Source organism: Pseudoalteromonas sp. M8 (genome assembly GCF_018141365.1).
In the GTDB taxonomy this organism is placed as follows: domain Bacteria; phylum Pseudomonadota; class Gammaproteobacteria; order Enterobacterales; family Alteromonadaceae; genus Pseudoalteromonas.
On record NZ_CP047239.1, the window covers coordinates 252100 to 275944 of the forward strand.

A 23845-nucleotide genomic window follows, 5' to 3' on the forward strand; every position below is an offset into this window, starting at 1 on the left:
TAAACACATCTAAAAATCTGACTCTCATAATCTACTTACACGGGAAATGAAACAATGAAAAACGTTCGCTTAACTAGAGTGGCCGGCGCACTTGCATTAGCTCTTGGGGTATCAGTCAGCGCATACGCTGCAGATACATCGTCTGCAATGCGTGGTAAGATCACCACCCCAACCGGTGAAGCAGCTGCAAATGTTAAAGTTACAGTTATTCACGAACCAACTGGTACTATAAGCACATTCACTACTAATGAATCTGGTGCTTTTATCGCAAAAGGTCTTCGCGTTGGCGGACCTTACAGAGTAGTACTTGACTCTGACAAATATTCAGATGCCCAACTTGACAATATCTATCTTGAGTTAGGCGACACTCACCGTATCAATAATCAACTTCAACCATTACAGCAAATCGAAAAAATTGAAGTTACAGGCTATAAGCTGGTACAACAAGCTGGTGGTTCAAGCAGCGTATTTGGTGCTGATACCATTGAAAATGCACCTAGTTTCAATAATGACATCAAAGACATTGCGCGCTTAAATCCGCTTGCCAGCATCAATGGAAATGGTGAACTCACGATTGCGGGTAATAACCCGAGAACGAATGGCTTAACCGTTGACGGTATCGGCCAAAATGATGACTTTGGCCTCAACTTTGGCGGTTACCCAACAGCACAACCACCTGTGGCACTTGATGCAATTGAGCAGATCTCAGTTGATACATCACCTTTTTCTGCTAAAAAAGGTAACTTTGGTGGTGGTACAATCAATGCGGTTACTAAGTCCGGCTCTAATGAATATACTTTCACAGGCTTCTATGAGACAAGTACACCAAGCCTTGCAGGTAAGTTAGATAATATTTCCGACGCCAAATATAAAGAAGATGTTAAAGACGCTGATGGTAATGTAATCCACCGTGCTGGCTCAAATATTCTTGATGAAGATGGTCACAAGACTTTCGAAGTGGCAAGCACAGATCCTATCATTACCGAAAAGCGTTTAGGCTTTAGTACCGGTGGCGCGATTATCAAAGACAAGTTATTCTACTTTGTTAACTATAACTCTTGGAAACAAGAGATGGACTTGGACTACGGTTTTGATGGTTCTGGCACCGCAAATGAGTTTGACGTTAGTGAATCTGACTATAACCGCTTTATTTCTGTACTAAATAATGTATATGGTATCGAAGATGAATTCGGTGGTGACCCTGAAGATACTAGTGATAGTGTCCTAATTAAGCTTAGCTGGAACATTTCCGATCTACATCGTGCTGACTTTACTTACCAATGGCAGGATGAAGAGGATGAGAAAGAATTCGCTACAGGTGGTGAAACTATATCTATGGCTTCAAGTCGTTATACTTATACGACTAAGTTCGATAACTTTGCCGCCAAGTTATACTCAGACTGGTCAGATGAATTCTCTACAGAGATAGGCCTTGCGTATAAAAATGTAACCAATGACAGTGTAACCAACTCAGATTTAGGTACTATTGAAGTTTACTTAAACGATGGTCGTGGTGCTGGTTTCCAATTTGGCCGTAACATCTATCGTCATGCCAATGAATCAGAAACCGAAACATTTGCGTTTACACTTGATGCAACTTATCTAATGGGCGACCATGAGATTAACTTTGGTGGTCAATATGAGAGCAAACGTCTTTACAACCTATTTGGCGAAGGTTCGATGGGTAGTTGGACGTTTGGTAGCATTGAAGACTTTGAAAATAAGAAATTATTTTTAAATAGATACGATGACTACCAATTTTCTTACGCCAATGCTTATACTAATGATGTCAATGACTTAGCTTATGATGCAACGCGTGAGCAACTTGCGCTTTACATTGAAGATAAGTTTTATCTAACAGATGACCTTGAAGTGACGGCGGGCCTTCGTTATGAGCGTTTATCTTCAAGTGACAAGCCTACATTAAATACTGCTTTCCAAGAAACTTATGGTTATACGAACCAGGAAAACTTGGATGGTGCTGATATCGTTCTACCTCGTATTGGCTTTAAATACTATGCTACTGAGTCATTAACAATTAATGGTGGTGTTGGTCGCTTCCACGGCGGTATTCCAAATGTTTGGTTTAACAACCCATTCCAAAAAGATGGCTTAACGCAAGTTGATGCGACACAAGACGCTATCAATAATTACTTTGCAGGCGTAGATCAAGTTGATTTCACTCGCGTGCCTCAGCAAATTCAAGATTCTTTACAGCAAGGTGCTGGCAGCACAGCTTATACGGATCCTAACTTCAAGCTACCATCAAGCATTCGTGCACAGGTTGGGTTTGAATACGAATTTGATTCTGAACTGCTAGGTGATGGCTTCAAGTGGACTGCTGAACTTGCTTACCACAACAAGCAAGACGAAGCGGTATGGCATAACACTTCTATTACGCCAAAGCTTGATGAGAACGGTAACATCGTGCGCTCTGCAACTGGTCGAATCATCTATGATAACAAGTACTCTGGTGAGCTTAGAGATAACTATGACATCATGATGACCAATGCTGATGAAGACGCACGTTCTATTATTTTAAGCACCGCAATTGCTAAAGAGTGGGATAACGGTCTTTACGTTTCTGCAAGTTACACGAATCAAGATGTTGAAGATGTATCGCCTGGTAGCGCTTCTCAAGCAGATGGTAACTACAAACACGCAACTACGCACAGCCGTAATGTTGACCTAGTAGGTCGTGGTCACTACGAAGTAGAACATAGCTTCAAGATTAACTTGCGCTACACCACTGAATTCTTTGACGGTTATGCGTCGAAGTTTAACGTGTTCTTTGAACGTCGATCTGGCCGTCCGTTTAGCTACACAATGGGTTCATACAATGATTATGACTTGGGAGATACCCGTGACTTTGCAGGTACATCTGCATACCTAGCGTACATCCCATCTGGTCCTGATGATGCGAATGTAAACTGGGAACAGTCAGATTTATCTTGGAATCAGCTAGAAGCCTTACTTAACCGTGCAGGCATAACTGAGCGTGGACAACTATTAGACCGCAATACGGGAACTCAGCCTTGGGTTACCACTATGGATGTTAGCTTTAAACAAGAAATCCCAGGTTTCTATAAAGAGCATAAAGGCGAACTTTACTTTATGATCGAAAACTTCGCTAACCTACTTAATAGTGACTGGGGTGTAGAGAAGAAGCTAAGTTACTCTGACCAAGCCGTTTATGACTTCGGCGGTTTAGATGACGATGGCAAGCTAATCATCGAGCCACGCTACAACGGTGCTGATGTTCGCAATTACTCGACTATCGATAAAGGCGCGTCAGCATGGCAAGCTAAAATTGGTATTCGTTACACATTCTAATATCTAACACGTAATTAGATAATCTCCCAAAGGCCAACGACCGTTGGCCTTTTTTCATTAATCAGCATTGCTGGTATCACCGTTTGCTAGTCTATTTTGAAGCGTCATTAGCAGCCCAATAAAATTTTCTTTCTGCTCATCGCTAAAACAACTAAGTAACTCAGCTTCCCATGCCAATGCAAGCGGCGTTAATGCTTGATAAAGCACTCTTCCTTGCTCTGTCACCGCAATAGTTTTTGCACGTTTATCACTTGGACTCACTAACATCTCGATCAACTGTCTGTCTTGTAACTGCTTAATTGCTCTTGAAACGGTTGATTTATCCATGCTTGCCAATTCACATATGTGCTTTGCAGTAAGCCCCTCCGTCTGTATTGCGTGAGATAATACTCGCCATTGTGGCTGCGTTAATTCTCCCTTTTGTTCGTAGACGTGCGCAAAGTCATTGCTCACTTTTGTTGACAGTGAAACGAGCTGATACGGCAAAAAATCGTTTATATTCAGTAGTTTTTTATCAGTTTTAGACATTATTTCACACTCCCAACTGTCACTATTACTTTACAGAGCGACTAGATGACAAACATTGAAAATACTCTCACATGAGAGTATCTTACTATAAAACACAAAGGAGTCGAGACACATGAGCCAAGAACTTCAATATTTAACTGGATTTGGTAATCAATTTGAAAGTGAAGCACTGCCGGGCGCTTTGCCTATTGGTCAGTTTTCACCGCAAAAAGTAAAATACGACCTTTATGCGGAGCAATATAACACCACCGCTTTTACAGCGCCTCGTGCTGATAATCGTAGAAATTGGTTCTACCGTATTCGCCCTTCTGTTATACAAGGTGAATATGAAGCGATGGATAATGGCCTATTGCGCACAGCACCAATAACTGAAGCCGTTTCCCCCCCTTCTATGTTGCGCTGGAGCCCTATCGATATACCACACGAAAAAACAGACTTTATCGATGGCTTAGTGACGATGGCAGCTAACGGCAGTGCCAATGGCCAAAGCGGGATTGGTATTCATGTATATGTTGCTAACGCATCGATGGAAGGTCGTTACTTCTATAATGCGGATGGCGAGCTGTTATTCGTCCCACAGCAAGGCGAACTCATTTTACACACAGAGTGTGGAAAACTCGCAATTAAACCAGGTGAGATTGCCGTTATCCCTCGAGGTATCAAATTCAGTGTAGAGCTTTTAAGCGATACGGTGCGTGGTTACATTTGTGAAAACTACGGACACCCTTATATATTGCCTGAACGAGGCCCCGTTGGGGCGAATGGCTATACCAACGAACGTGACTTTCAATACCCCGTTGCCGCCTTTGAAGACAAAGAAGGCGATTTTGAACTCGTTGCAAAGTTTAATGGTAATTTGTTCCGCTGTGAGATTGGCCACTCACCACTTGATGTGGTTGCATGGACTGGTAATAGCGCCCCATACAAATATGATTTAGCACGATTTAACGTAATGAACACCGTAAGCTTTGATCACCCAGATCCGTCAATCTTTACTGTACTGACTTCTCCATCAGGCACGCCAGGTGTTGCAAACGTAGACTTTGTGATCTTCCCACCGCGCTGGATGGTGGCAGAAAATACATTCCGTCCGCCTTATTATCACCGTAATATCATGAGTGAGTTTATGGGCTTAATTGAAGGGGTATACGACGCCAAAGAACATGGTTTTGTGCCAGGTGGCATGAGTCTACACAACTGTATGTCTCCTCATGGGCCAGAAGCTGATGTATTTGAAAAGGCGAGCAACGCAGAGCTTGCACCACAGCGCTATGAAAACACACTCGCGTTTATGTTTGAGTCACGTTACATTATCTCTCCAACTAAGTATGCTTTAGAAGGCAAAGCACGTCAGCCTAACTATGCTGATTGCTGGAAAGGCATTAAAAAGTACTTTAAAGGAGCATAAAGATTATGTTGAAACTCTATACTTATTTTCGCTCATCTGCAGCCTACCGTGTGCGTATTGCTTTAAATCTTAAAGGATTAGAGCATGAATTAGTCCCTGTAAACTTGCTTAAATCGGAGCAAAACGGCGAGGCATATTTAAGTAAAAATGGTCAAGGATTGCTACCGGCGCTTGAAACTGAGCATGGCGTTCTTGCACAATCTTTAGCGATATTAGAGTGGCTAGAAGAAACCCAAACAGGCCAAGCATTGCTACCACAAGATCCTTGGCAAAAAGCGCAGGTAAGAAACTTTTGCTACGCCATCGCCTGTGATATCCACCCTATCGATAACCTGCGTGTACTTAAATATCTCTCAAGTGAGCTAGGTGCATCTGATGAGCAAAAAAATGAGTGGTATCGCCATTGGGTTATCGAAGGCTTTAAAAAGCTCGAGCCTATGATAGGCGACGGTCAATTTTGCTTTGGCACGGAGCCCACACTTGCGGATGTTTGTTTAGTACCACAAGTGTTTAATGCCCTGCGTTTTAAAGTTGATATGACTGCATTTCCTAAGATCAGTCGAGTGTACGAATATTGTAATACGCTTGATGCGTTTTCTGATGCGGCGCCTGAAAATCAATTAGACGCACAATAAGGCTAGTAAACGATAAGCCAACTAAAAAGAGTGACATGCTAAGCATATCACTCTTTCAATCAAATGAACGTTTGTTATTTCAACGCGCTATAGACATGATCAAAATGGCCAATAAGGTCGTGACCAAGATCAGTCAAATAACCCCCATCGGGGCTGTCAATGACCCCTTTTTCAAATAGCCGCATCGCGGCACCTTGTATACCTTCAGGCGCGCTGCTATGAATTTTTATCCCCTGATGCAAACTATGTCTTGGAAATCTAGCTAGTAAGGTCAACTCATCCAACAATTTTTGGTCTAATGCCATTGTCATTTTTCCTTATTCTTCTATAGTCATTTAACACTCTAGTTCAAAAAACCAAATTTGATGAAGTTTTTAATTTGTTTAATCACTGTTAATTTGATCTCACTGCCTGTTTTGGCTACAACGCCCGCTGATTTAAGGTTATATGGAGAAATACCAAAGCAAGTCTGTTGGTATGAAGGAAAGTCATATAGCGAAGGCGCACTATTGCTACAGTTTGACATGCTGTTTGTCTGTGCAACGAAAAAGTACAACGAAGACAATGGCAAACTTGTGTGGGTAAAGGCTGACGCGTCTGGGGCACCAATTAGACCTGAAATTTCGGATAAAATTAGGGTAAACTAGGCGTAATATCTAAAGTTATATAGAAGTAGAAGATGACAACCCAAGCAAATAACCCCCTTCACGGTATCAAGTTAGAAGAAATTATTGTAAAACTTGAACAGCAACTAGGCTGGAAAGAAATGGCAGCCGCCGTAGATATCAACTGCTTCAAAGATAATCCAAGCGTTAAATCTAGTCTCAAGTTTTTGCGTCGCACACCTTGGGCAAGAACCAAAGTGGAGCAACTGTATCTAGATACCTTCCACGGCTTTCAGTGGCCAGATATAAAAAAATAACCCGTTTTCTCTAAGTTTATTTGGCTACATAAAGCACGTTGTAAGTTTCCTGGAGCTTTTCAAGAATATGCTTGGGAACATTTTTATTACAGGCTAGGTAAAGAGACGTATTAAACTGATCTAATGTATATACCGGCTCAAGTAATTGAGCCGTTTGCTCTTTTGCACTTCGAAACCTAAACTGAGCATCGCTTAATATCACCAAATCAACAAAGTCTTTGCGCGTCTTGAGTAGCTCAAAAACCTTATCAAAAGAATTAATCAGGATAAGCTGTTTCCCTTCTTGAAAACCATGCTCCATTAAAAATTGGTGGCTAAAATTATCTCGGATCACCGCAGTTCGATAAGCTTGAGCATCTTCTAATTTATTCAGCTTGATTTTGCTTTCACGTAGTGCATAAAAAGAGGTGGTAAACGTATCAATTGGAAATACCCAATTAAACTCATTTTCGCGAATGGTATTTCTGGCTGTTGAAAACACACAGGTATCTTCTTTTCTTAATGCGGCATTATAGGCTGCAGGCCATGAAAGTACGTTGATGGTGTAATCAACGCCTGAGTCATCAAGCACTGCCCTAACTTTATCCGCTGAACGCCCAATTAGCTCCCCTTTTTCATTAAGGTATTGGAAGTCAGGAAAGTTCTCAGTGACAATATTTAGCGTATAGGCAAGCGCACTGAAACTCGTCAGTAAAATACAAAGACCAAAAGAGTATGCACCCTTCATGAAACTCTCCCCATAGCTACTTGAATAATATAGTCTTAACTTAAAGGTTGAGCAATTTTTAAAGAGATAGAATAGCTGCTTGTGAATGCGGGTTATGGGTAACTTATTGAAGTGAATGAGTGATAGACAAAGATGCCTTCGCCTATCACAGTGCTGTTTAGTTATTTAGTTGCTTTAGCTATTGTTGATAGCATCAATTAAAAACGCACTCAGCTTAGCGCCTTCTTTAAGCGTGGTTTCTGAGCTCGTTTGTCCAACAAGAGAGCTGTCGGTAAATGGGGCTATTTCCATCATGTCTGCACCTGTGATTTTAAACTCACCACGCAGCGCTTGTAGAATTAACATCGCTTCGTCTGGAGTCATCCCCCTGCCTCTGGAGTACCCGTTGCAGAAGCAAACTCTTCATCAAGTGCGTCAATGTCAAAGCTAACATAAAGCTCTTCAACACCGTCAGCCTTTAGCTGTGCAATAACTTCATCTACAATCGCTTGTGCACCACGCTCTCTGATCTCATGAGCCCAATGCTGCTTAACACCGAATGTAGACTCCCAATGAGACTTAGGTTTGCCACTCGAGCGGATCCCAAATTGTACTAAATGATGGGGTGCAGGCAAAAACTCTAGGATATGCGTACACCAAGAGCCGAAGCATAAATCGATACCTAAGCGCTCAACAAGTAAATCCGTGTGAGCATCAAAATGGATAATCGCTGTTTTTACACCACGAGCACGCTTTGCTTTAAGATACGCTTTTGTTAACGGGTAGCTGATTGAGTGGTCGCCACCAATGCCAAACACGCCTTTATCTGGGTAATTTTCGTAAAAGCCATCACACACATCTTCTGTAATAGATAATGGTGAGACGTAATACTCACTCTCTGGGTCAGCATAAAGTGCCTTTTGACAATTACTGATCGTGCTCTCGTTTAAATATTTGTCGTGCAGTAAATGTGGAATAACACGCACATCGCCAAGGTCAAACGCGCTCGTTTGCGGCTGTTGCTCAATTAATGTCGAACGCAAAAATAACGGGCCCCAGTTGGCGCCGCGTAAAATACCACCGCCACAATCTGAGCTGATCCCAAGAATTGCCGCTTTATGTTCACTTTCGCCCAATTTTTCCAGTGACGCTTTCCATAAAGTATCGACACCTTCTGTTTGTCCATATAGCTTTCGTCTTAGCGCGTCTTTTCTTTCTTTCGCTGTGTTTACTGTAAACACACCATCTCCCGGTGGGCATAAACAGTGCTCAAGTTTTTTATGGAATTGTTTTTTGCTCTCAGACATCGCTATCCCCTCTTATATGCATAATCATGCGACCCAGAAAAATCTTCCCTATTGCGCTTTATATATTGCGAAACACTCAAAATACGATTGGCTTAAAATGAGTAAAAACGACAAATTAAAAATAAAAATCCTTATAAATCAAAAGACTTACTTGATCTCTAACTTCGTTTTCGGAAGACATTGACTGTTCATTAGGTCGTTGTTGCAGCACATATAACAGGTTCAAATAAGAAGTCAACCGCAGTACCAACAATGCTCATTGATGCTACGGTTGTTTATTCATAGAGGGTGTTTAGTTATTCGTAGTGGCGTGGCACTTTTGTTTTAATTACAGCGATATAGCCATGCCAACTTGCGTACGCTAGCAGCGGCATAATAACGATAAACCCAGCCGTTCCAGTTGCAAACCCAAGCATCACCAAGAACACTAAGATCCCACACCATACCACCATAGCGCCGACATTTTCTTTCACAGCATGCATTGAGCTTATTACCGCAGTCATAATATCCACTCGGCGCTCCATCATTATTTGTGGCGTAAACGCTGAGATTGCAAATACACACACCAATAAAATGCCTCCCACTATCGAGCCGAGTGCTAAAAATGCCGAAAGCTGTTCAAACGTAGGATTCGGAACATTTGGATATAATGCATGGATAAGCGCCGCTAAGCGCATCCAAACAATCATAATGACCATCAGTAACACCGCAAACCCCCACTCGCCAGCGGGATTACGAAACATTGATTTAAGACTATGCGTTAACGTTGGTTTATGGCCCTTTTCCAACTCCCACGCAACATCATACAAGCCAGCTGCGAAAGCAGGTCCAATAAGTGCAAAGGCGACAGCGGCAGGCAGAATTACCAAGTGGGTACCTGATTGGTACACTAACCACATGATAAAAGCAGGTATTAGGGTAAAAATAAGTCCATACACTAGGCTAAGTAATGGTGCATTCGCAATATCTTTAAATGCTAATGCAAGCCAGTGAAACGGTGCCAAGGTTGGAACTTTGTTGCATTCAAAGCAACGCGCAAATTCGTTATCTTTATTTATAGAATGTGTAGCAGGCATAACCATTCCTCATTGTTGCTCTCATGTTAAGGTTTAGTGGAACATCGACAATCCCGCAAGCTATCCTGAGCTATAATACCAACTGCGTTAATTCTCTAACCAATTTAACGGGTAAAATATCATACAAGCTTCGTTAAAAATTTCTTATTTAGAACAACTAAATAGCAAAATTTTTGCCTTGCCTATATGGATTTAGTTGCCAAAGCGGTAGCAGGACGCGAGAGCGGTGCTACTAATATTATTTCCCGCTTCAAAATAGCTCATTTACTTAATACGATTGGTATAATTTAAACACGCCACACTTAAATAGGACATCTGTCCTGTACTTGATAGGCGTTAACTATAAACATTACGCTTTAATTATAACTAAGGTTTACTATGGAAAAGGTATTTCACTTAGGTCTTACGAAAGCCGACCTACAAGGCGCTTCACTAGCAATTGTTCCGGGTGATCCCGAGCGCTCAAAACGCATTTCTGAATATCTCGACTCTCCAGTCTGCTTAGCACAAACTCGCGAATTTCATATTTACCTTGGCTTTTTAAATGAAAGTCCTGTGGTAATTTGCTCAACTGGTATAGGCGGCCCATCTACGTCAATCGCCGTTGAAGAATTAGCACAGCTTGGTATCACTACCTTTTTACGCATAGGTACGACTGGTGCCATTCAACCACATATCGATGAAGGTGATATTTTGGTGAGCACGGCATCAGTGCGTTTAGATGGTGCTAGCCAGCATTTTGCGCCTATCGAGTTTCCTGCTGTGTCTGATTTTCATACCACTTCAGCAATGGTACAAGCCTGTGAATCGTTGGGCATTACTCACCATGTTGGGATCACTGCGTCTAGCGATACTTTCTACCCAGGGCAAGAACGTTACGACACATACTCAGGCTACGTCAGAAAAGCGTATCAAGGTTCGTGTGCAGAATGGCAAAAGCTTAATGTGATGAACTATGAGATGGAATCTGCGACGTTATTTACCATGTGTGCAGCACTTGGATTGAAGGCAGCTTGTCTTGCAGGCGTATTGGTAAACAGAACACGCCAAGAAATTCCTAATGTCGACCATCAAGCTGTTGAAAAGAAAGCTGTCACTGCAGTTTTAAAAGCAGCTGAACTGTTACTTTCGAAGTAGTAGCAGTAAACGTAGAGATTGAGTGGTTACTCAATCTCTATATGTGTAAGCAAATGCTCGGCATTGTATGCCTTTAAAACCGCTAAGCTTACTTGCAACTGATTAGCACTGCCCTGTTTTTCTAGCAAAGTGATCTCTACGACATTTACCTCAGATAATACTTTACCCGACATAGCTAATTGACTTAGTGCACTTTGTAATGGCGATAAGCTTGGGTTATAAGCCGCATTTTCAGCATAACGCCCATAAAAGCACTCACCAGTGTCTAGTTTAATTTCCACCGCACTTTGGTTGTGTGTGTAGGGGCAATAAGCGCGCAGATAATGCCGATAAAGCGCCGCACTGATTGATGCAGGCGATGTTTCATTCGCAGCAAGATGTTGCGCTTGAGAAAAGAGCTTTTCACTGTTGCCCAGATCGTCCGGACCAAACGAAGTCGGCAGCAAGTCACACAACGAGGTTTTGCCTGTCGGCAATAAAATTTCAAGCTCCTTTGCCGTGCTTAGCTCATTCATAAATTGACGACAAAATCCGCAAGGCGCGGCATTAATCGTCATTTTAGAGATTTCCGTTGCACCATTTAACCACGCATTGTTAATTGCCGCTTGCTCGGCATGAACAACCAAAGAAAGCGCCTGATGCGAGAATTCTAAATTCGCGCCTAAAAACGCTTGTTGCGATTTATCATCCCAAGCAATGGCACCAACATAAAATTGTGAAATAGGAGGCGTAGCAAACTCAGCTGCAACTTCAAGTAATGCAGCCTCAAGCTCAGATCGAGATAAGTGAAAGCGGTTTTGATATTGTACTAATTGGGAATAACTAAATATTCCACGATGGGCGATGGCGTATTGCGTTAACGCACTTTTTATTGATGGTTCTATCTTTGCCATATTGTTGTCATGTTTATCTATGGCAGGATAGTTTACGCAAGAGTTACAGCCGACTCAACCATTCTCTTGCAGATTTAAAACACTCAAAGTTTTCAGCGCTGATATTAAAACGCTTAATTTTCTGTAGAAAAAGATCATGCATATAACCTTCAAAACCAACGACGCGTGCAATATGTAAATTGCCAATATTGTGCGCAACTTTTGGCATTATGTTCACAATATCAATTGCGGCGAAGCGGTGTTCAAGTTCACTCACATCTACTAATACTTTGCTACTATTATGCTTTTTTGCGTATAGATTGGCTTTCTCGTATGCTGAGACCACATCGTTTGCATTCGCAATGCCTCTGATCTTCATCATAATCAGATCATTACACTCATCAAATGTGACGCTAGTAGATATTTTGTGCATGTATCGTAGACCCATCAACCGACAATTCTTGAATAAAACAAATAAAACGACTGGTAAAACCAGCCGCGCATTTTAAATCAATGAGAATTACTGTCAATAAATATACTAATAAAAAACCAATCAAAATAAAAAAACCAATCCATTAGGATTGGTTTTGTAGCTATTATGCTTATAAATGTAAAATTTTACAAAAATAGATTGTTCAAATTGTTGCACTAACCCGTATTGCGCATCCCCGCCGCTATCCCTGTCATCGTGATCATGAGTGCCAGTTCCAAATCGTGATTGGTTTCTTCACGCACACGCTTTAATAGCTCAATTTGTAACAAGTTAAGTGGATCAGTATACGGATTTCTCAGCCCGATCGATTCTTTGATCCAAGGTTGCTGTGACAACAGCGACGACTCTGGCGCAAGACCGCGAATAAGCTCGATGGCCTGTTGTAAGTTGTCTCTTAATTCATCCCCTAGGCCTATATACTCGTCACTAACTAAACTTGCATCATACATCTCGCTGAGCCAAAGGTCGGCTTTACAGAATACCATTTCGAGCATTTCTAAACGGGTTCTAAAAAATGGCCACTTTGCGCTCATTTCTTGCAGCATGTCTTTACCAAACGTTTCTACGGCAGCTTCAAGACCTTCTTTCGCCCCCAGCCAAGCAGGTAACATCAAGCGGTTTTGACTCCATGCAAAAATCCAAGGAATAGCCCTCAAACTCTCTACTCCGCCGTTTGGATTACGTTTAGAAGGCCTCGAGCCTAGCGGTAATTTAGACAGCTCTTGTTCTGGCGTTGCCATTCTAAAGTAAGGAACAAACTCAGGGTTCTCTCGAACAATACTGCGATACTTTTTACAGGAAGCTTCACTAATCGTCTCCATTACCTCTACCCATTTAGGTTCGGGTCGAGGGGGCGGCAACAAATTACTTTGTAAAATCGCACTGGTATAAATAGATAGACTTTGCATCGCGACTTTAGGTAAACCAAATTTAAAGCGGATCATTTCGCCTTGCTCGGTCACTCGCAAGCCACTTTTTAGCGAACCAGGAGGCTGAGATCTCAGCGCTTGTGCAGCAGGCGCCCCCCCTCGACCAATCGTACCTCCACGGCCATGGAAAAGCACCAGCTCAACGCCCTTCGCATCAGCAAGGTTAACCAGCTTTTCCATTGCATCATACTGCGCCCATCCTGCCGCCATCATCCCTGCGTCTTTTGCAGAGTCGGAATAGCCGATCATGACATATTGCTTGGCACCAATCGTGCCTTTATACCAAGTGTTCTCAAATAACCCGCTGATCACTGATTGCGCATTGTTTAAATCATCCAGTGTTTCAAATAGCGGGGCTACCGGTAAGTTGAATTTACACCCGCTTTCTTGGAGTAATAAATGCACGGCAAGAATATCAGAGGCACTTTGCGCCATCGAGATAATGTAAATGCCGAGTGCGTTTTGGTCTTGATCCGCAATCGTTGCAAATGTCTCTAGCACCTCTTGGACATTGGAAGAAGGTTGCCAATGACGTGGCAGTAACGGTCGTCTCGAGCTTAGCTCGGTTAATAAGAAAGCTTGCTTGTCTGCTTCTTGCCACTGAGCATAATCACCAAGACCCAAATAGCGTGTTAATTCAGAAAACACTTCGGTATGTCTGGCGGAATCTTGGCGAATATCTAACTTACATAAAGACACGCCAAAACAGTCAATTCGTCTTAATACATCTAACAACAAACCGTCGGCAATATTAGCCATGCGACAATCAACCAGCGAGCGATAACACGCCTCTAGTGGCTCTCTTATCTGTGATACCTGTTTAATCTTGTCCTGATAATGAGAGGGCGTGCCTTTGATTTTATATTCCAATGCTGCAATGGTTTCTTCTACCTCAGCGCGTACTTGCTTTAGTACATAACGATAAGGTTCATTACTGCCGTCCGCTCGCGCTATAAAGCTTTCGGATGCATTACTCATAGAGAGTTCTGCGCCCAAAATTTCTAGATCTCGACGATATAAATCAAGCGCCATCCAGCGGCCGTGATCAAGCACAGATTGCGTCACATGAGAAGTAACAAACGGGTTGCCGTCTCTATCGCCCCCCATCCAAGAAGTGAGTTGAATAGGACTAAAATTGGCGGGTAGTTGTAAATTTAATCGCGTTTTCACTTGGGCGTTGAAATACCGAACAAACTTAGGCACGGCTTCCCAAAGACTATTTTCAATAACCGCGAATCCCCACTTTGCTTCATCCAGCGGCGTAGGTCGCTTTTCTCTAATATCGCTTGTGTGCCACGCTTGTGAGATCAACTGCTCAATGCGGTCAATGACCTCATCGTAGACAGGGTCCTCACCTGAGGTCACCTCAAGCACTTTTAAACATTCGCTCAGCTCAACGTGTTTATTGATGATGGTTCTGCGTGTTACTTCCGTCGGGTGAGCAGTTAGCACCAAATCGATTTTTAGTTTGCTTATTACATCTGCAACTTCGTTTAGTGTCAGCGCACCAGCATCAACTTTACTTTGCAATTCATCAAGCGCCTTATCGACTTCGATCATCACGCCGTCTGGAGAGCCTGATTTTGAAATGGTGTGGAATTGTTCTGCGACATTCGCCAGGTTTAAGAAATGATTAAATGAGCGAGCAACGGGAAGTAGCGCTTCATCGCTTAGGCTACGTAAGGTGTCAATCAGCGCTTGCCTATCTGAATCATTACCGCTTCTAGAGGATTTTGCTAGGTGTCTAATTTCTTCAACTTTGTCTAATGTTTCTTGACCCTGCGCTTGTTGAATAATTTGCCCTAACATCTGCCCCAAAAGGCTCACATTACTACGTAGGCTTGCGTATTGCTCAGTCATACAATCTCCTTGATGAAAAGATACTCGAACTCCACTATACCGAGAATAAATTGATTTGCGAACGATCTATTTTCAAGACGTTAACGTAATAACATGACAAAGATAAGTATTATTCGAGTGAGCGAATGATTGTATTTTACGATGGTAACTGTCCGCTATGTGTGAGAGAAATGAATGAACTTAAGCATTTCGATCAACACAATAACATTGATTTTGTGAATATTCATGATGATCGCTTCTCGAGCGAGTTTCCTGAGATAGAGCATGAAGCAGCTATGGCTAAACTCCACGGTTATGATAACCAAGGTAAGCTTATTTTAGGACTAGATGTTACCGCAGCGGCTTGGAGTCACGTTGGCAAACATCGCTGGATCAAATTATTAAGATTACCCATCATCCGAACAATTGCAGACGGCGTTTACCTGTTTTTTGCAAGGCACAGAATGAAAATTTCTAAACTTCTGGTCCCAAATCAATGCAGTATACAAAATAGTGGAGATTGCAATCGTGACTAACTTCGCCATCATAGTGATTGGTGCAAGTTCAGCGATCGCTGATGCCTTTATACAAGCGCAATCCGAACAAAATCCCGACGTAAAAATGATCACGGTGTCTAGGCAAGCTAAAACGGCTTCACATGCCAATAACCTGCATTTTCAGTGTGATTATTCTAAAACACAAATTCGTCAAGTTGCGAGCCGTATTCTCGAGCAAGAGTTAACGATTAAAAGCGTCACCATTTTTAATGGCTTACTCCATGACGAGTTTGATACATTCCCAGAGAAAAAGCTTGAGGACATTGATCTTGAATACAGCATGGCGCTGTTTAATATCAATACCATGATCCCCATGCTTTGGTTACAAGCTTTATTGCCAGTCTTAAAAGGTAAGCAGTCATGCGTAGTTACAGCACTCTCTGCCCGTATTGGAAGCATCAGTGACAACCAGATGGGCGGCTGGTACAGCTACCGCAGCTCAAAGGCTGCGCTTAATATGATGTTTAAAACCGCAGCAGTCGAGCTTGCGCGTCGAGCAAAAAACATTAAGCTCATTTTGTTCCATCCAGGTACTACCGACACGCCACTTTCAAAACCTTTTCAAGCCAATGTCCCGGACGAAAAACTCTTTACGCCAGAATTTGTAGCACATCAACTTAGTGGCATCATCGCAAACAGTCATCCTGATGGTACGGTGAGCTATGTTGACTGGCAAAATAAATTAATTGGATGGTGAACACAGCATGAAACACTTCTCAAGTAACGATATTAAAACCTTAGACGAGCGTTATCGCGCATTGATGATAAATTCACTATCAGGCTTCAAAAGCGCTAACTTAATTGGAACGGTTGATGAGACAGGTCAAGAAAACTTGTCTATCGTCAGCTCCGTTTTCCACCTCGGTGCCAGCCCGGCGCTCGTGGGTGTGATTTTTAGGCCTCATAGTGTACCTAGGCACACATTGGAAAATATCTTAGCGACTGAAAAATACACCATCAATCAAGTTAATGTTCAAATTTATACGGCAGCCCATCAAACCTCAGCCAGATATGAAAAGAATCAATCTGAATTTGAGGAAACGGGTTTAACCGTCGAGTATTTAAATGCTTTTCCAGCTCCGTTCGTCAAGGAAAGCAGATTAAAATACGGGCTTAGCCTCAAAGAGCACCAAATCATCAAGCTCAACGATACCGAGCTGGTAATAGGCGAAATTGAGTCTCTTCACATTGAAGAAAACGCTCTACTCGAGGACGGCTATATCGATATAGAGGCGCTCGACTGTGTCGCGATTTCCAGTTTAGACGGCTATCACAGTACCAAGCGTATTAATCGCTTGGAGTATGCTAAACCAAACAAGCCAACCAGAATTAAATTACTTGGCTAGGTATCTCTACAATGATTCCAAGAGCTCAAGTAATTCCTCGAGCTCTTCCTTAAAGTGCTTCTTCTGTTTGTCGCTCATGGTGCCTTTTAGTTTCACAGCGAGATTTGCATACTCTTTTATTCGCCTTGCTTGAATATCTAGGATGCGCTCAGGCAGCGCTGTGGGTGTAGTAACTATCGCTTGCTGCAACAGCTCAGGTGAAACCTGCTCGACTCCGCTCAGTATCATGGCTTGTTTAAACTGGCTAAATCGTCTTTGTTCATGTGCACGCCAAACCTGACGCGCAAACTCGCCTTGCTCGTAATATTCGTTAATAAGCTCCTTTTGTTTATCACTCAAATCACCAAGCCAACGCTCGTAGCGGTTAAATTGGTCTCCTTCCTCCCAGTCATCGTCCAACATTTCTTTTTCTATGTTGGCTATCAGCATTTCTCGCTGTTCACGGTTAAGCGAATTTAGGTGTGTTTCTAACTTGGGATATACGGCTTCAACGACGGAATACCAATAGTTTCTTGTGGTATACACCATATGCACCATGTCACTCTCTGTCATGGTTTGCCAGTGCTTCAACAGTGATTGGATATGAGATTTGTATTTTGGTAGCTCTGACTGTCGATGCCACGCAACCAAAGATTCTACATCAGCCTCCAGCTTTTCCTCTTGCTCATCCGTCAGCTCAACATAATCGGAAATATAATAACTCGCTAACCATCCTAAGTTGTTATAGGCCAATCTTTGACTACATCCAGCCAAACACAGTAAACATAGCGCCAGTGCTATTAATTTCTTCATCCCATAGCCTCAATTTTTGTTTTTATTACCTTATATTAACGCAGTATCTGCCATTTTAGATTTGTATTTTGTAAATCTGTGTTTCTGGCATTAGAATAACTAACAACATAGTTAGCATAGCTACCTTAAGGAGGTCTATGATGTTAGGCAGGATTTCAAAAGCATGTATCGCCATTGCACTTTTAAGCCAAGCACCTTTGGCAACAGCTGGATTGGAAGAAGGCATAGATGCACTCAATGCTGGCAGGTTCGAAGAAGCACTACAAGAATTCAATTATTTAGCTGAAATGAACTATGCCCCGGGCATTTATCAACTCGGTGTAATGTATGAAGGCGGCTATGGTGTCGTTAAAAATCAACGCAAAGCTGCAGAGTTATTTCAACAGGCCGTAAAACTTGGTGAAGCCGACGCAATGTTTGCGCTAGCAGTCATGTATGACGAAGGTCGCGGCGTTAAAAAGGACCGCTCAAAATACGTTGAGCTAATGACCAGAGCGGCAAACAAAAACATGCCAGCCGCGCAATTTAACGTAGCGCTAATGTATGCAAACGGTGACGGTGTACCACAAAGTTACCGCCACGCACTTAACTGGTATGAAAAAGCCGCCGCAAACAACTACACCTTAGCCATGTTTAATTTAGCACTCATGTATTTTCAGGGCTTAGGAGTCGAGAAAAATATTGAACGCTCGTACGTATGGAACACGTTAGCCGAGTTTAATGGTTATGCCGAAGCCACAAAGAGCCGAGTACTCGACGAAAAACAGCTTTCCCCTTCACAAATCGAGCAAGCGAAAGAGCTCGCAAATAGTATTTACGAGCGAATTCAAGCCGGTAAATACGTGGCAGAAACACGTACAAAGTAAGTAAAGTGGTAAATAATAAAGGTCTCATGTGAGGCCCTTATTATTTTTCCTTACTAAGAGATTGAGCTAGTACCATCACACCTAGGTAAAAGTCATGCTCATTATTAACCACGTCAATCTTTTTATCATTGTTGAACCCGCTAACACTAAGGTAAACTAGCACTTCATTCATAATGAGCTGTGAAAATGAATCGCAAAAAGAAAATTTACGAAACCTTAAAGAAAAAAGACAAGCGTGCTAATGCTAAACTCCACAAAAGCAACAAACCTCGTTATATTTCAAAAGCTGAGCGTGAGAAAATCGCAGCCCAACAGCAAGAAAGTGAGGAATTAGATAGCGAAAACAACGAGCATTAATAGCCCCAGTTTTGTGTCAGCTCGTCATTAACTATTTTAATTTCAAGCACTTTTTAACTATGATTCTGCATTGTTGCCTACCTCAATCAATCCTCCAACGTTAGATGAGGATCTCTGCTCTCAAATTAAAATTGATTTGCTGGTTTGAACAGTGAAAATTCACACGTGTTAGGTGTTACTATTTCCATGACTCTGAGTCTTTGCAAACAAGGTGGATAATCGATGCAGGGCTGGACACCCAGAATGCCTGAAATCCTTCAGGTAACGGCTCGATTTCATCACAGCGTACGACGCCAGCAGCTTTGAGGTGCTCTGACGCTGCTGCAATATCATTGGTAACAATCTCGAGCCATGTTTCGGCTTGGCTGATACCAGGTACGCTGTCGAGCCAGAGATTATTGGAGCCAAACTCAAAACCAACCGATGGAGCATGCTCTGTTATTTCTTTGAGGCCAATGACATCGCGGTAGAACTGAAGCGTTGCCTCGTACTGATGAGGCGGCAGCTTCATGGCGATATTACGACCAGCTGTAAACTTAACCTTAGTATTCATGTGAACTCCTTCCTGACTGAAACTGTCATCCTGTATCGTGTTAGCCTGAATATTGGGCTGAGCCAGCACTCTCTCTAGCATCAGCTTTTTATCTGTCGATATTGTGAAGTCCCATAAAAATAACCAGTGATATTTCAGGCTAAGTCTTATTTCAAGTACATTGGATCTCAATATGTAATGGCGCTTCGCTCAACACATTAACGCTACTTTCTCCTCAAAAATAGCCACTCTAAAGGCTTTGTAAGCAGCTTCGAATGGCTAAGCAGCATCTTGTTACGCCATTTAGTATTATTGGATTGGAGAATGGGCTTTTTGTGGCTAAAGGTATAAAAGCCTTCTTCGCCATGATATTGACCCATACCAGAGTGACCTAGGCCACCAAAGGGTAAAGACTCAACAACCACGTGCACTATGGTTTCGTTGATCGCTAGAGTCCCCGTTGCGAGCTCCTTTGACACTTTATTCATGGCAACCTGAGATTGCGTAAACAAATAACTCGCAAGCGGTGTGGTGTCTTCTCTAATGTAGCTAATCGCATCATTTAAGTCGGATATTTTTAGTATCGGCAAAATCGTTCCAAATAACTCCTCTTGCATCACCCTCATGCTTTTGTTGACCTGGGTAATGATATGCAGAGGGAGCTGACGATTGTCGCATGCCGGCTCAGCTTGCCATACATTTGCGCCTTTACTTTTGGCATCAATAATAATGTCGTTTAAGCGCTGAAATTGTCTGTCGTTAATAATTGAAGTTTGGTTTTTTACACCTACTTTTGTTTTATATGTTTTTTCGTAGTGCTGTTCCAGCTCAGCAATAAATGCGTCGTATTTTTCTTCGTGCACTAACACATAATCTGGTGCAACACAGATTTGACCTGAATTAGAGAGCTTACCCATTAACACGCTCATCGCAGCGGCGCTGATATCAGCGTCATCAAGCACAATAACAGGTGATTTCCCCCCTAACTCAAGGGTGACCGGCGTGAGATTTTTAGCCGCAGCCGCCATCACCTTTTTGCCAACTGCTGTTGAACCTGTAAATAGCAAGTGATCAAATGGCTGCTCAGTAAAAGTCGTGGCAATATCAGGTCCACCTTCAATGACGCACACTTCATTATCCAATCCTTTAAAAATGGCTCTTATCACCGCATTCACATTGGGAGTGAACTCGCTCAACTTGAGCATGACTTTGTTTCCAGCGGCGAGGGCGGTAATCACGGGGACAATCGCCAACTGAATTGGATAATTCCACGGGGCTATCACGCCCACGACTCCTTTTGGCACAATCTCAATTTTTGCCTTAGATGGTAGCCACTGCGCACCGGGTGAACGATGCAGCACTTTGCCCCATTTGCGCAGGTGCTTCGCGATATAATCAATCGAATTGATGCAAGGCATGATGTCTGCAATCACGGTATCGAATCGACTCCGAGTACCAAAATCCTGATCTGCCGCCTCGACTAATTGATCTTGCCGCTGCAACATACGTGATTTTATTTCAGTTAATAGACGTAAACGCTTTTCAAGCGCGGGGTAAGGATCTTGGTTAAAGCGGCTTTTTAACTGAGTAAATGTGGCTATTAGAGTGCTGGTATTATCTTCAATCATTATCAGGTCCTGCTAATGTCTAATTCGAATATAGCAAGGAAAAAACAACGGGTCTATCTTCAAAAAACTAGGTATGACTATGGAGGCAGGCTGCGTATGACCGAGTTGCCTTTCGATGGACACAGCCTGTGGAGAATGGCAACTTTAAAACCCTAGTATGCTCCTTGCCAAAGTCAAGGTAACGATTGTAATTAACCCAATTGCGACTAAGTTCAAAACAAACCCTGCTCGGATCATGTCTTTAATTTTAATCTCACCCGAGCCAAATACGATGGCATTTGGTGGTGTTGCGACAGGCATCATAAAGGCGCAACTGGCCGCGATTGCTGCAGGGATAACCCAAGCTAAAGGAGAGCCCGTGATTGATTCAGCGACAGGTCCAAGTAAAGGTAAAAAGCCTGCAGCCGTTGCGGTATTGCTGGTAATTTCCGTTAAGAACGTAATAAGCGCTGCAACAACTAGCACGCCAAGCACTAAGCCCATGGCATCCGCGCCCACAAGTAAGTTAGCGATGTAATCGGCAAGTCCTGAAGATTTGATCTGTGCCGCGAGCGATAAACCACCGCCAAATAATAGCAAAATCCCCCAAGGCACCTTAGCTGCGCTTTCCCAATCTAAAATACGTTCGTCACTTCCCGACTTAGCAGGAAGAACAAATAGTAACAGTGCAGCGGCAATTGCAATGCCAGTATCTGACAATTTAAGACCCGTAACATCACCAATTAGCGGTCTAAAGATCCAACATACTGCCGCTAAAATAAATACCGCAAAAACCCCTTTCTCCGCACGAGACATTTCACCGAGTGCTTTTAATTGGGAAGTAAATAACGACTTAGTATCAACATTGATTTCTTCTTTATCAACCTTGTAAGTCACTTTGGTCAACCAGAACCAAGCAAATGCCAGCATCACCAAAGACAAAGGCACACCAATCATCATCCAAGTGGCAAAACCAATCTCTATTTGATAACTGTCGGATAAATATGCAGCCATTAACGCATTTGGTGGCGTACCAATTAAAGTTGCAATACCTCCAATACTGGCACCATAAGCGATAGAAAGTAATAGCGCTTTAGCAAAGCTTTGGCTATCTCCACCCTGCTCTTTTACCAAGTGAATAACCGAAAGTGCAATCGGTAACATCATTACTGCCGTTGCCGTGTTTGACATCCACATAGATAAAAATGCTGTCACGCCCATCATCGCTAAGATCTGTATACTCGGTTTAGTGCCTGCGAACAACATGGTATTCAGCGCGATGCGTTTATGCAGCCCCCACCTTTCCATGGCGATTGAGAGCAAAAATCCACCCAGAAATAGATAAATCAAAGGATGCGCAAACGGTGCAGCGACTGCTTTAATAGATGCAATCCCGACTAAAGGCGAAATAACCAAAGGTAATAACGAAGCCGCTGGAATAGGCACAGCTTCGGTTATCCACCAGGAGGCTAGCCAAAACGCTAAGCCTGCGGTTCTCCATGCCTCAACCGACATGCCAGATGGTGGTTCAACCAAACAGATCAGTAACATTACCAAGGGACCAAGCCACAGAAACAGCTGCGTTTTTATCGTTTTTTTATTCTCTTCTGTCATTATCTTGAACCTTTAAAACTTATATTTTAAACCAACAGCGATGCTAGTATCGTCTTGTGTTTCAAGGTCGAGCTGCGTTGCCATTACATACAAGTTAGTTTGTTTATCAAAAATATAGTCTGTACCTAGCGTCCACTGAGTCGCATCTTCACTGTGGCGTAATCCGCTTGAGTCTTTGGCAAACTGTAGCTTCGGACGCCAATTATCGTCGAGTTGATAACTTGCGCTTAGCACATAGCCATTACCTGATTTGTCTTTCGCTAGATTTTCACTGTCTTGGATGATGGCACCAAGTTGTAGCTTTTGCCACTTGTAAGCCAACGCGATACGCGTGGCAACCAAATTACCAATACTGTCGGTATGACTCAGAGCAACATAGTAATCTTTATTTTTTAATGCTCGGTCACCATAAATTGCGGTAGCTGCAAACCCAGTTTCGTCGTTGCTCGCGTCGTCTTTCGGTGTGTAGGTCAGAGAAAAAGAAAAGTCGTTCCATTTAGGTGAAGAATAGGTAATTGAATCACCAACTCTGTCTTGGCCTGCTAGCACTTGGGCAATATCACTTTGGGTTTCGTTAAATTGATCGATTTTCCCTTCACTGAATTTAAAACGCGTGTCGTTTCTGCCCACTAAAACCGTACCAAATTTACCTTCAAGGCCAACATAGGTGTTTCTTGCTGAAAATGGCTCGGTGGTATCGTCGTGTTCAAAACCTTTAACTTGTACTTCATATTTGTAGACGAGTTTTAGATCGCTTGATAAGCCGTGAGTGCCTTTTACACCAATTCTTGAAAATGGTGCGTCAATTTGTGTGCCCTCTTTGGTATAACGCATCACACCTTTGTCTGTGTTAGCAATTTGAACTTCTGCTTTACCATAAATGCTGTAGTCTGCGGCTAACGCAGAGGCTGATAGCATTGCACTGGCAACTGCCAACGCCACTAAAGATTTACTTGCTGTCATAACTTGTCTCATTTTTTGATTATTGT

Annotated in this window: 23 protein-coding genes and 1 pseudogene; 11 read left to right on the plus strand and 13 right to left on the minus strand. The window is 42.6% G+C overall.

Annotated features, from left to right (window positions below):
• Nucleotides 1–54: 54 nt before the first annotated feature.
• On the plus strand, nt 55–3333 hold the full coding sequence (locus tag GSF13_RS01010) for a TonB-dependent receptor (RefSeq protein ID WP_206471940.1): 3279 nt from the start codon (nt 55–57) through the stop codon (nt 3331–3333).
• Between the two features lie 57 nt (nt 3334–3390).
• On the opposite strand, the gene GSF13_RS01015 is transcribed toward GSF13_RS01010, so the two are convergent.
• Entirely contained in the window at nt 3391–3861 is a 471-nt protein-coding gene (locus GSF13_RS01015; RefSeq protein WP_206471939.1) for a MarR family transcriptional regulator, read from the minus strand.
• Between the two features lie 112 nt (nt 3862–3973).
• Between GSF13_RS01015 and hmgA the strand changes: the two genes are divergently transcribed.
• Both hmgA and maiA read left to right on the plus strand, forming a co-directional pair.
• A complete protein-coding gene (hmgA, locus tag GSF13_RS01020) occupies nt 3974–5269 on the plus strand; it encodes a homogentisate 1,2-dioxygenase (RefSeq protein WP_211865683.1) in 1296 nt (431 codons plus the stop codon).
• Between the two features lie 8 nt (nt 5270–5277).
• A complete protein-coding gene (gene maiA / locus GSF13_RS01025; protein WP_029215796.1) occupies nt 5278–5904 on the plus strand; it encodes a maleylacetoacetate isomerase in 627 nt (208 codons plus the stop codon).
• A gap of 74 nt (nt 5905–5978) precedes the next feature.
• On the opposite strand, the gene GSF13_RS01030 is transcribed toward maiA, so the two are convergent.
• Nucleotides 5979–6209 carry a TIGR02647 family protein gene (locus GSF13_RS01030; protein WP_010373121.1) on the minus strand — a complete coding sequence of 77 codons (231 nt, stop codon included), beginning with the start codon at nt 6207–6209 and terminating at the stop codon, nt 5979–5981.
• A gap of 60 nt (nt 6210–6269) precedes the next feature.
• On the opposite strand from GSF13_RS01030, the gene GSF13_RS01035 reads away from it, so the two are divergent.
• Both GSF13_RS01035 and GSF13_RS01040 read left to right on the plus strand, forming a co-directional pair.
• Nucleotides 6270–6551 (plus strand): DUF1496 domain-containing protein, encoded by a 282-nt coding sequence (locus GSF13_RS01035; protein WP_010605335.1) that lies wholly within the window; start codon nt 6270–6272, stop codon nt 6549–6551.
• A gap of 32 nt (nt 6552–6583) precedes the next feature.
• Nucleotides 6584–6826 (plus strand): VF530 family protein, encoded by a 243-nt coding sequence (locus GSF13_RS01040; RefSeq protein WP_017216709.1) that lies wholly within the window; start codon nt 6584–6586, stop codon nt 6824–6826.
• Between the two features lie 16 nt (nt 6827–6842).
• On the opposite strand, the gene GSF13_RS01045 is transcribed toward GSF13_RS01040, so the two are convergent.
• From GSF13_RS01045 to GSF13_RS01055, 3 genes and pseudogenes are all read right to left on the minus strand, one after another.
• Nucleotides 6843–7553: a transporter substrate-binding domain-containing protein gene (locus GSF13_RS01045; protein ID WP_174169276.1), complete on the minus strand. Its 711-nt coding sequence runs from the start codon at nt 7551–7553 to the stop codon at nt 6843–6845.
• A 174-nt stretch (nt 7554–7727) separates the two neighbouring features.
• A pseudogene (locus tag GSF13_RS01050) lies at nt 7728–8839 on the minus strand (arginase family protein).
• A gap of 296 nt (nt 8840–9135) precedes the next feature.
• Nucleotides 9136–9915 (minus strand): DUF2189 domain-containing protein, encoded by a 780-nt coding sequence (locus GSF13_RS01055; RefSeq protein WP_010605331.1) that lies wholly within the window; start codon nt 9913–9915, stop codon nt 9136–9138.
• A 378-nt stretch (nt 9916–10293) separates the two neighbouring features.
• Between GSF13_RS01055 and udp the strand changes: the two genes are divergently transcribed.
• Nucleotides 10294–11052 (plus strand): uridine phosphorylase, encoded by a 759-nt coding sequence (udp, locus tag GSF13_RS01060; protein WP_010605330.1) that lies wholly within the window; start codon nt 10294–10296, stop codon nt 11050–11052.
• A gap of 26 nt (nt 11053–11078) precedes the next feature.
• On the opposite strand, the gene cdd is transcribed toward udp, so the two are convergent.
• From cdd to ppc, 3 genes are all read right to left on the minus strand, one after another.
• Complete coding sequence (cdd, locus tag GSF13_RS01065; RefSeq protein ID WP_010605329.1) at nt 11079–11945, minus strand: cytidine deaminase; 867 nt, start codon at nt 11943–11945, stop codon at nt 11079–11081.
• A gap of 43 nt (nt 11946–11988) precedes the next feature.
• Nucleotides 11989–12306: a hypothetical protein gene (locus GSF13_RS01070; RefSeq protein ID WP_223192100.1), complete on the minus strand. Its 318-nt coding sequence runs from the start codon at nt 12304–12306 to the stop codon at nt 11989–11991.
• 266 nt (nt 12307–12572) lie between these two features.
• Nucleotides 12573–15206 carry a phosphoenolpyruvate carboxylase gene (gene ppc, locus GSF13_RS01075; RefSeq protein ID WP_206471938.1) on the minus strand — a complete coding sequence of 878 codons (2634 nt, stop codon included), beginning with the start codon at nt 15204–15206 and terminating at the stop codon, nt 12573–12575.
• 170 nt (nt 15207–15376) lie between these two features.
• Here ppc and GSF13_RS01080 point away from each other — a divergent pair, with 170 nt between their 5' ends.
• The 3 genes from GSF13_RS01080 to GSF13_RS01090 are packed head-to-tail and all read left to right on the plus strand — an operon-like array spanning nt 15377 to nt 17088.
• Nucleotides 15377–15721 (plus strand): DUF393 domain-containing protein, encoded by a 345-nt coding sequence (locus tag GSF13_RS01080; RefSeq protein WP_249122656.1) that lies wholly within the window; start codon nt 15377–15379, stop codon nt 15719–15721.
• Entirely contained in the window at nt 15714–16439 is a 726-nt protein-coding gene (locus GSF13_RS01085; RefSeq protein WP_211865687.1) for an SDR family NAD(P)-dependent oxidoreductase, read from the plus strand. The genes GSF13_RS01080 and GSF13_RS01085 overlap by 8 nt, the downstream gene beginning before the upstream one ends.
• A 7-nt stretch (nt 16440–16446) precedes the next feature.
• Nucleotides 16447–17088, plus strand: a complete 642-nt coding sequence (locus GSF13_RS01090; protein ID WP_174169280.1) for a flavin reductase — start codon at nt 16447–16449, stop codon at nt 17086–17088.
• A 6-nt stretch (nt 17089–17094) separates the two neighbouring features.
• On the opposite strand, the gene GSF13_RS01095 is transcribed toward GSF13_RS01090, so the two are convergent.
• Entirely contained in the window at nt 17095–17880 is a 786-nt protein-coding gene (locus GSF13_RS01095) for a DUF6279 family lipoprotein (RefSeq protein WP_174169281.1), read from the minus strand.
• Nucleotides 17881–18020: 140 nt separating this feature from the next.
• On the opposite strand from GSF13_RS01095, the gene GSF13_RS01100 reads away from it, so the two are divergent.
• Entirely contained in the window at nt 18021–18746 is a 726-nt protein-coding gene (locus GSF13_RS01100) for a tetratricopeptide repeat protein (protein WP_010605322.1), read from the plus strand.
• A 186-nt stretch (nt 18747–18932) separates the two neighbouring features.
• A complete protein-coding gene (locus tag GSF13_RS01105) occupies nt 18933–19103 on the plus strand; it encodes a DUF2986 domain-containing protein (RefSeq protein WP_010605321.1) in 171 nt (56 codons plus the stop codon).
• Nucleotides 19104–19281: 178 nt separating this feature from the next.
• Here the strand turns inward: GSF13_RS01105 and GSF13_RS01110 are convergent, their stop codons facing one another.
• The 4 genes from GSF13_RS01110 to GSF13_RS01125 form a co-directional block, all read right to left on the minus strand.
• Nucleotides 19282–19656, minus strand: coding sequence for a glyoxalase/bleomycin resistance/dioxygenase family protein (locus GSF13_RS01110; RefSeq protein ID WP_010605320.1), 375 nt, complete (start codon nt 19654–19656; stop codon nt 19282–19284).
• 203 nt (nt 19657–19859) lie between these two features.
• Nucleotides 19860–21263, minus strand: coding sequence for a coniferyl aldehyde dehydrogenase (locus tag GSF13_RS01115; RefSeq protein ID WP_211865689.1), 1404 nt, complete (start codon nt 21261–21263; stop codon nt 19860–19862).
• A gap of 144 nt (nt 21264–21407) precedes the next feature.
• On the minus strand, nt 21408–22856 hold the full coding sequence (locus GSF13_RS01120) for an SLC13 family permease (protein WP_206471932.1): 1449 nt from the start codon (nt 22854–22856) through the stop codon (nt 21408–21410).
• Nucleotides 22857–22868: 12 nt separating this feature from the next.
• Nucleotides 22869–23819, minus strand: coding sequence for a porin (locus GSF13_RS01125; protein WP_174169303.1), 951 nt, complete (start codon nt 23817–23819; stop codon nt 22869–22871).
• Nucleotides 23820–23845 lie beyond the last annotated feature (26 nt).

Bases quoted from the DNA above. Each gene is read 5' to 3' on its own strand.
- GSF13_RS01070 (WP_223192100.1), bottom strand. From the start codon at position 12,306: ATGATGAAGATCAGAGGCATTGCGAATGCAAACGATGTGGTCTCAGCA.
- GSF13_RS01035 (WP_010605335.1), top strand. From the start codon at position 6,270: ATGAAGTTTTTAATTTGTTTAATCACTGTTAATTTGATCTCACTGCCT.
- GSF13_RS01120 (WP_206471932.1), bottom strand. From the start codon at position 22,856: ATGACAGAAGAGAATAAAAAAACGATAAAAACGCAGCTGTTTCTGTGG.
- GSF13_RS01080 (WP_249122656.1), top strand. From the start codon at position 15,377: ATGAATGAACTTAAGCATTTCGATCAACACAATAACATTGATTTTGTG.
- GSF13_RS01110 (WP_010605320.1), bottom strand. From the start codon at position 19,656: ATGAATACTAAGGTTAAGTTTACAGCTGGTCGTAATATCGCCATGAAG.
- GSF13_RS01015 (WP_206471939.1), bottom strand. From the start codon at position 3,861: ATGTCTAAAACTGATAAAAAACTACTGAATATAAACGATTTTTTGCCG.
- udp (WP_010605330.1), top strand. From the start codon at position 10,294: ATGGAAAAGGTATTTCACTTAGGTCTTACGAAAGCCGACCTACAAGGC.
- GSF13_RS01090 (WP_174169280.1), top strand. From the start codon at position 16,447: ATGAAACACTTCTCAAGTAACGATATTAAAACCTTAGACGAGCGTTAT.
- GSF13_RS01100 (WP_010605322.1), top strand. From the start codon at position 18,021: ATGTTAGGCAGGATTTCAAAAGCATGTATCGCCATTGCACTTTTAAGC.
- GSF13_RS01010 (WP_206471940.1), top strand. From the start codon at position 55: ATGAAAAACGTTCGCTTAACTAGAGTGGCCGGCGCACTTGCATTAGCT.
- GSF13_RS01125 (WP_174169303.1), bottom strand. From the start codon at position 23,819: ATGACAGCAAGTAAATCTTTAGTGGCGTTGGCAGTTGCCAGTGCAATG.
- hmgA (WP_211865683.1), top strand. From the start codon at position 3,974: ATGAGCCAAGAACTTCAATATTTAACTGGATTTGGTAATCAATTTGAA.
- GSF13_RS01045 (WP_174169276.1), bottom strand. From the start codon at position 7,553: ATGAAGGGTGCATACTCTTTTGGTCTTTGTATTTTACTGACGAGTTTC.
- GSF13_RS01040 (WP_017216709.1), top strand. From the start codon at position 6,584: ATGACAACCCAAGCAAATAACCCCCTTCACGGTATCAAGTTAGAAGAA.
- GSF13_RS01105 (WP_010605321.1), top strand. From the start codon at position 18,933: ATGAATCGCAAAAAGAAAATTTACGAAACCTTAAAGAAAAAAGACAAG.
- GSF13_RS01095 (WP_174169281.1), bottom strand. From the start codon at position 17,880: ATGAAGAAATTAATAGCACTGGCGCTATGTTTACTGTGTTTGGCTGGA.
- GSF13_RS01115 (WP_211865689.1), bottom strand. From the start codon at position 21,263: ATGATTGAAGATAATACCAGCACTCTAATAGCCACATTTACTCAGTTA.
- GSF13_RS01030 (WP_010373121.1), bottom strand. From the start codon at position 6,209: ATGGCATTAGACCAAAAATTGTTGGATGAGTTGACCTTACTAGCTAGA.
- GSF13_RS01055 (WP_010605331.1), bottom strand. From the start codon at position 9,915: ATGCCTGCTACACATTCTATAAATAAAGATAACGAATTTGCGCGTTGC.
- ppc (WP_206471938.1), bottom strand. From the start codon at position 15,206: ATGACTGAGCAATACGCAAGCCTACGTAGTAATGTGAGCCTTTTGGGG.
- cdd (WP_010605329.1), bottom strand. From the start codon at position 11,945: ATGGCAAAGATAGAACCATCAATAAAAAGTGCGTTAACGCAATACGCC.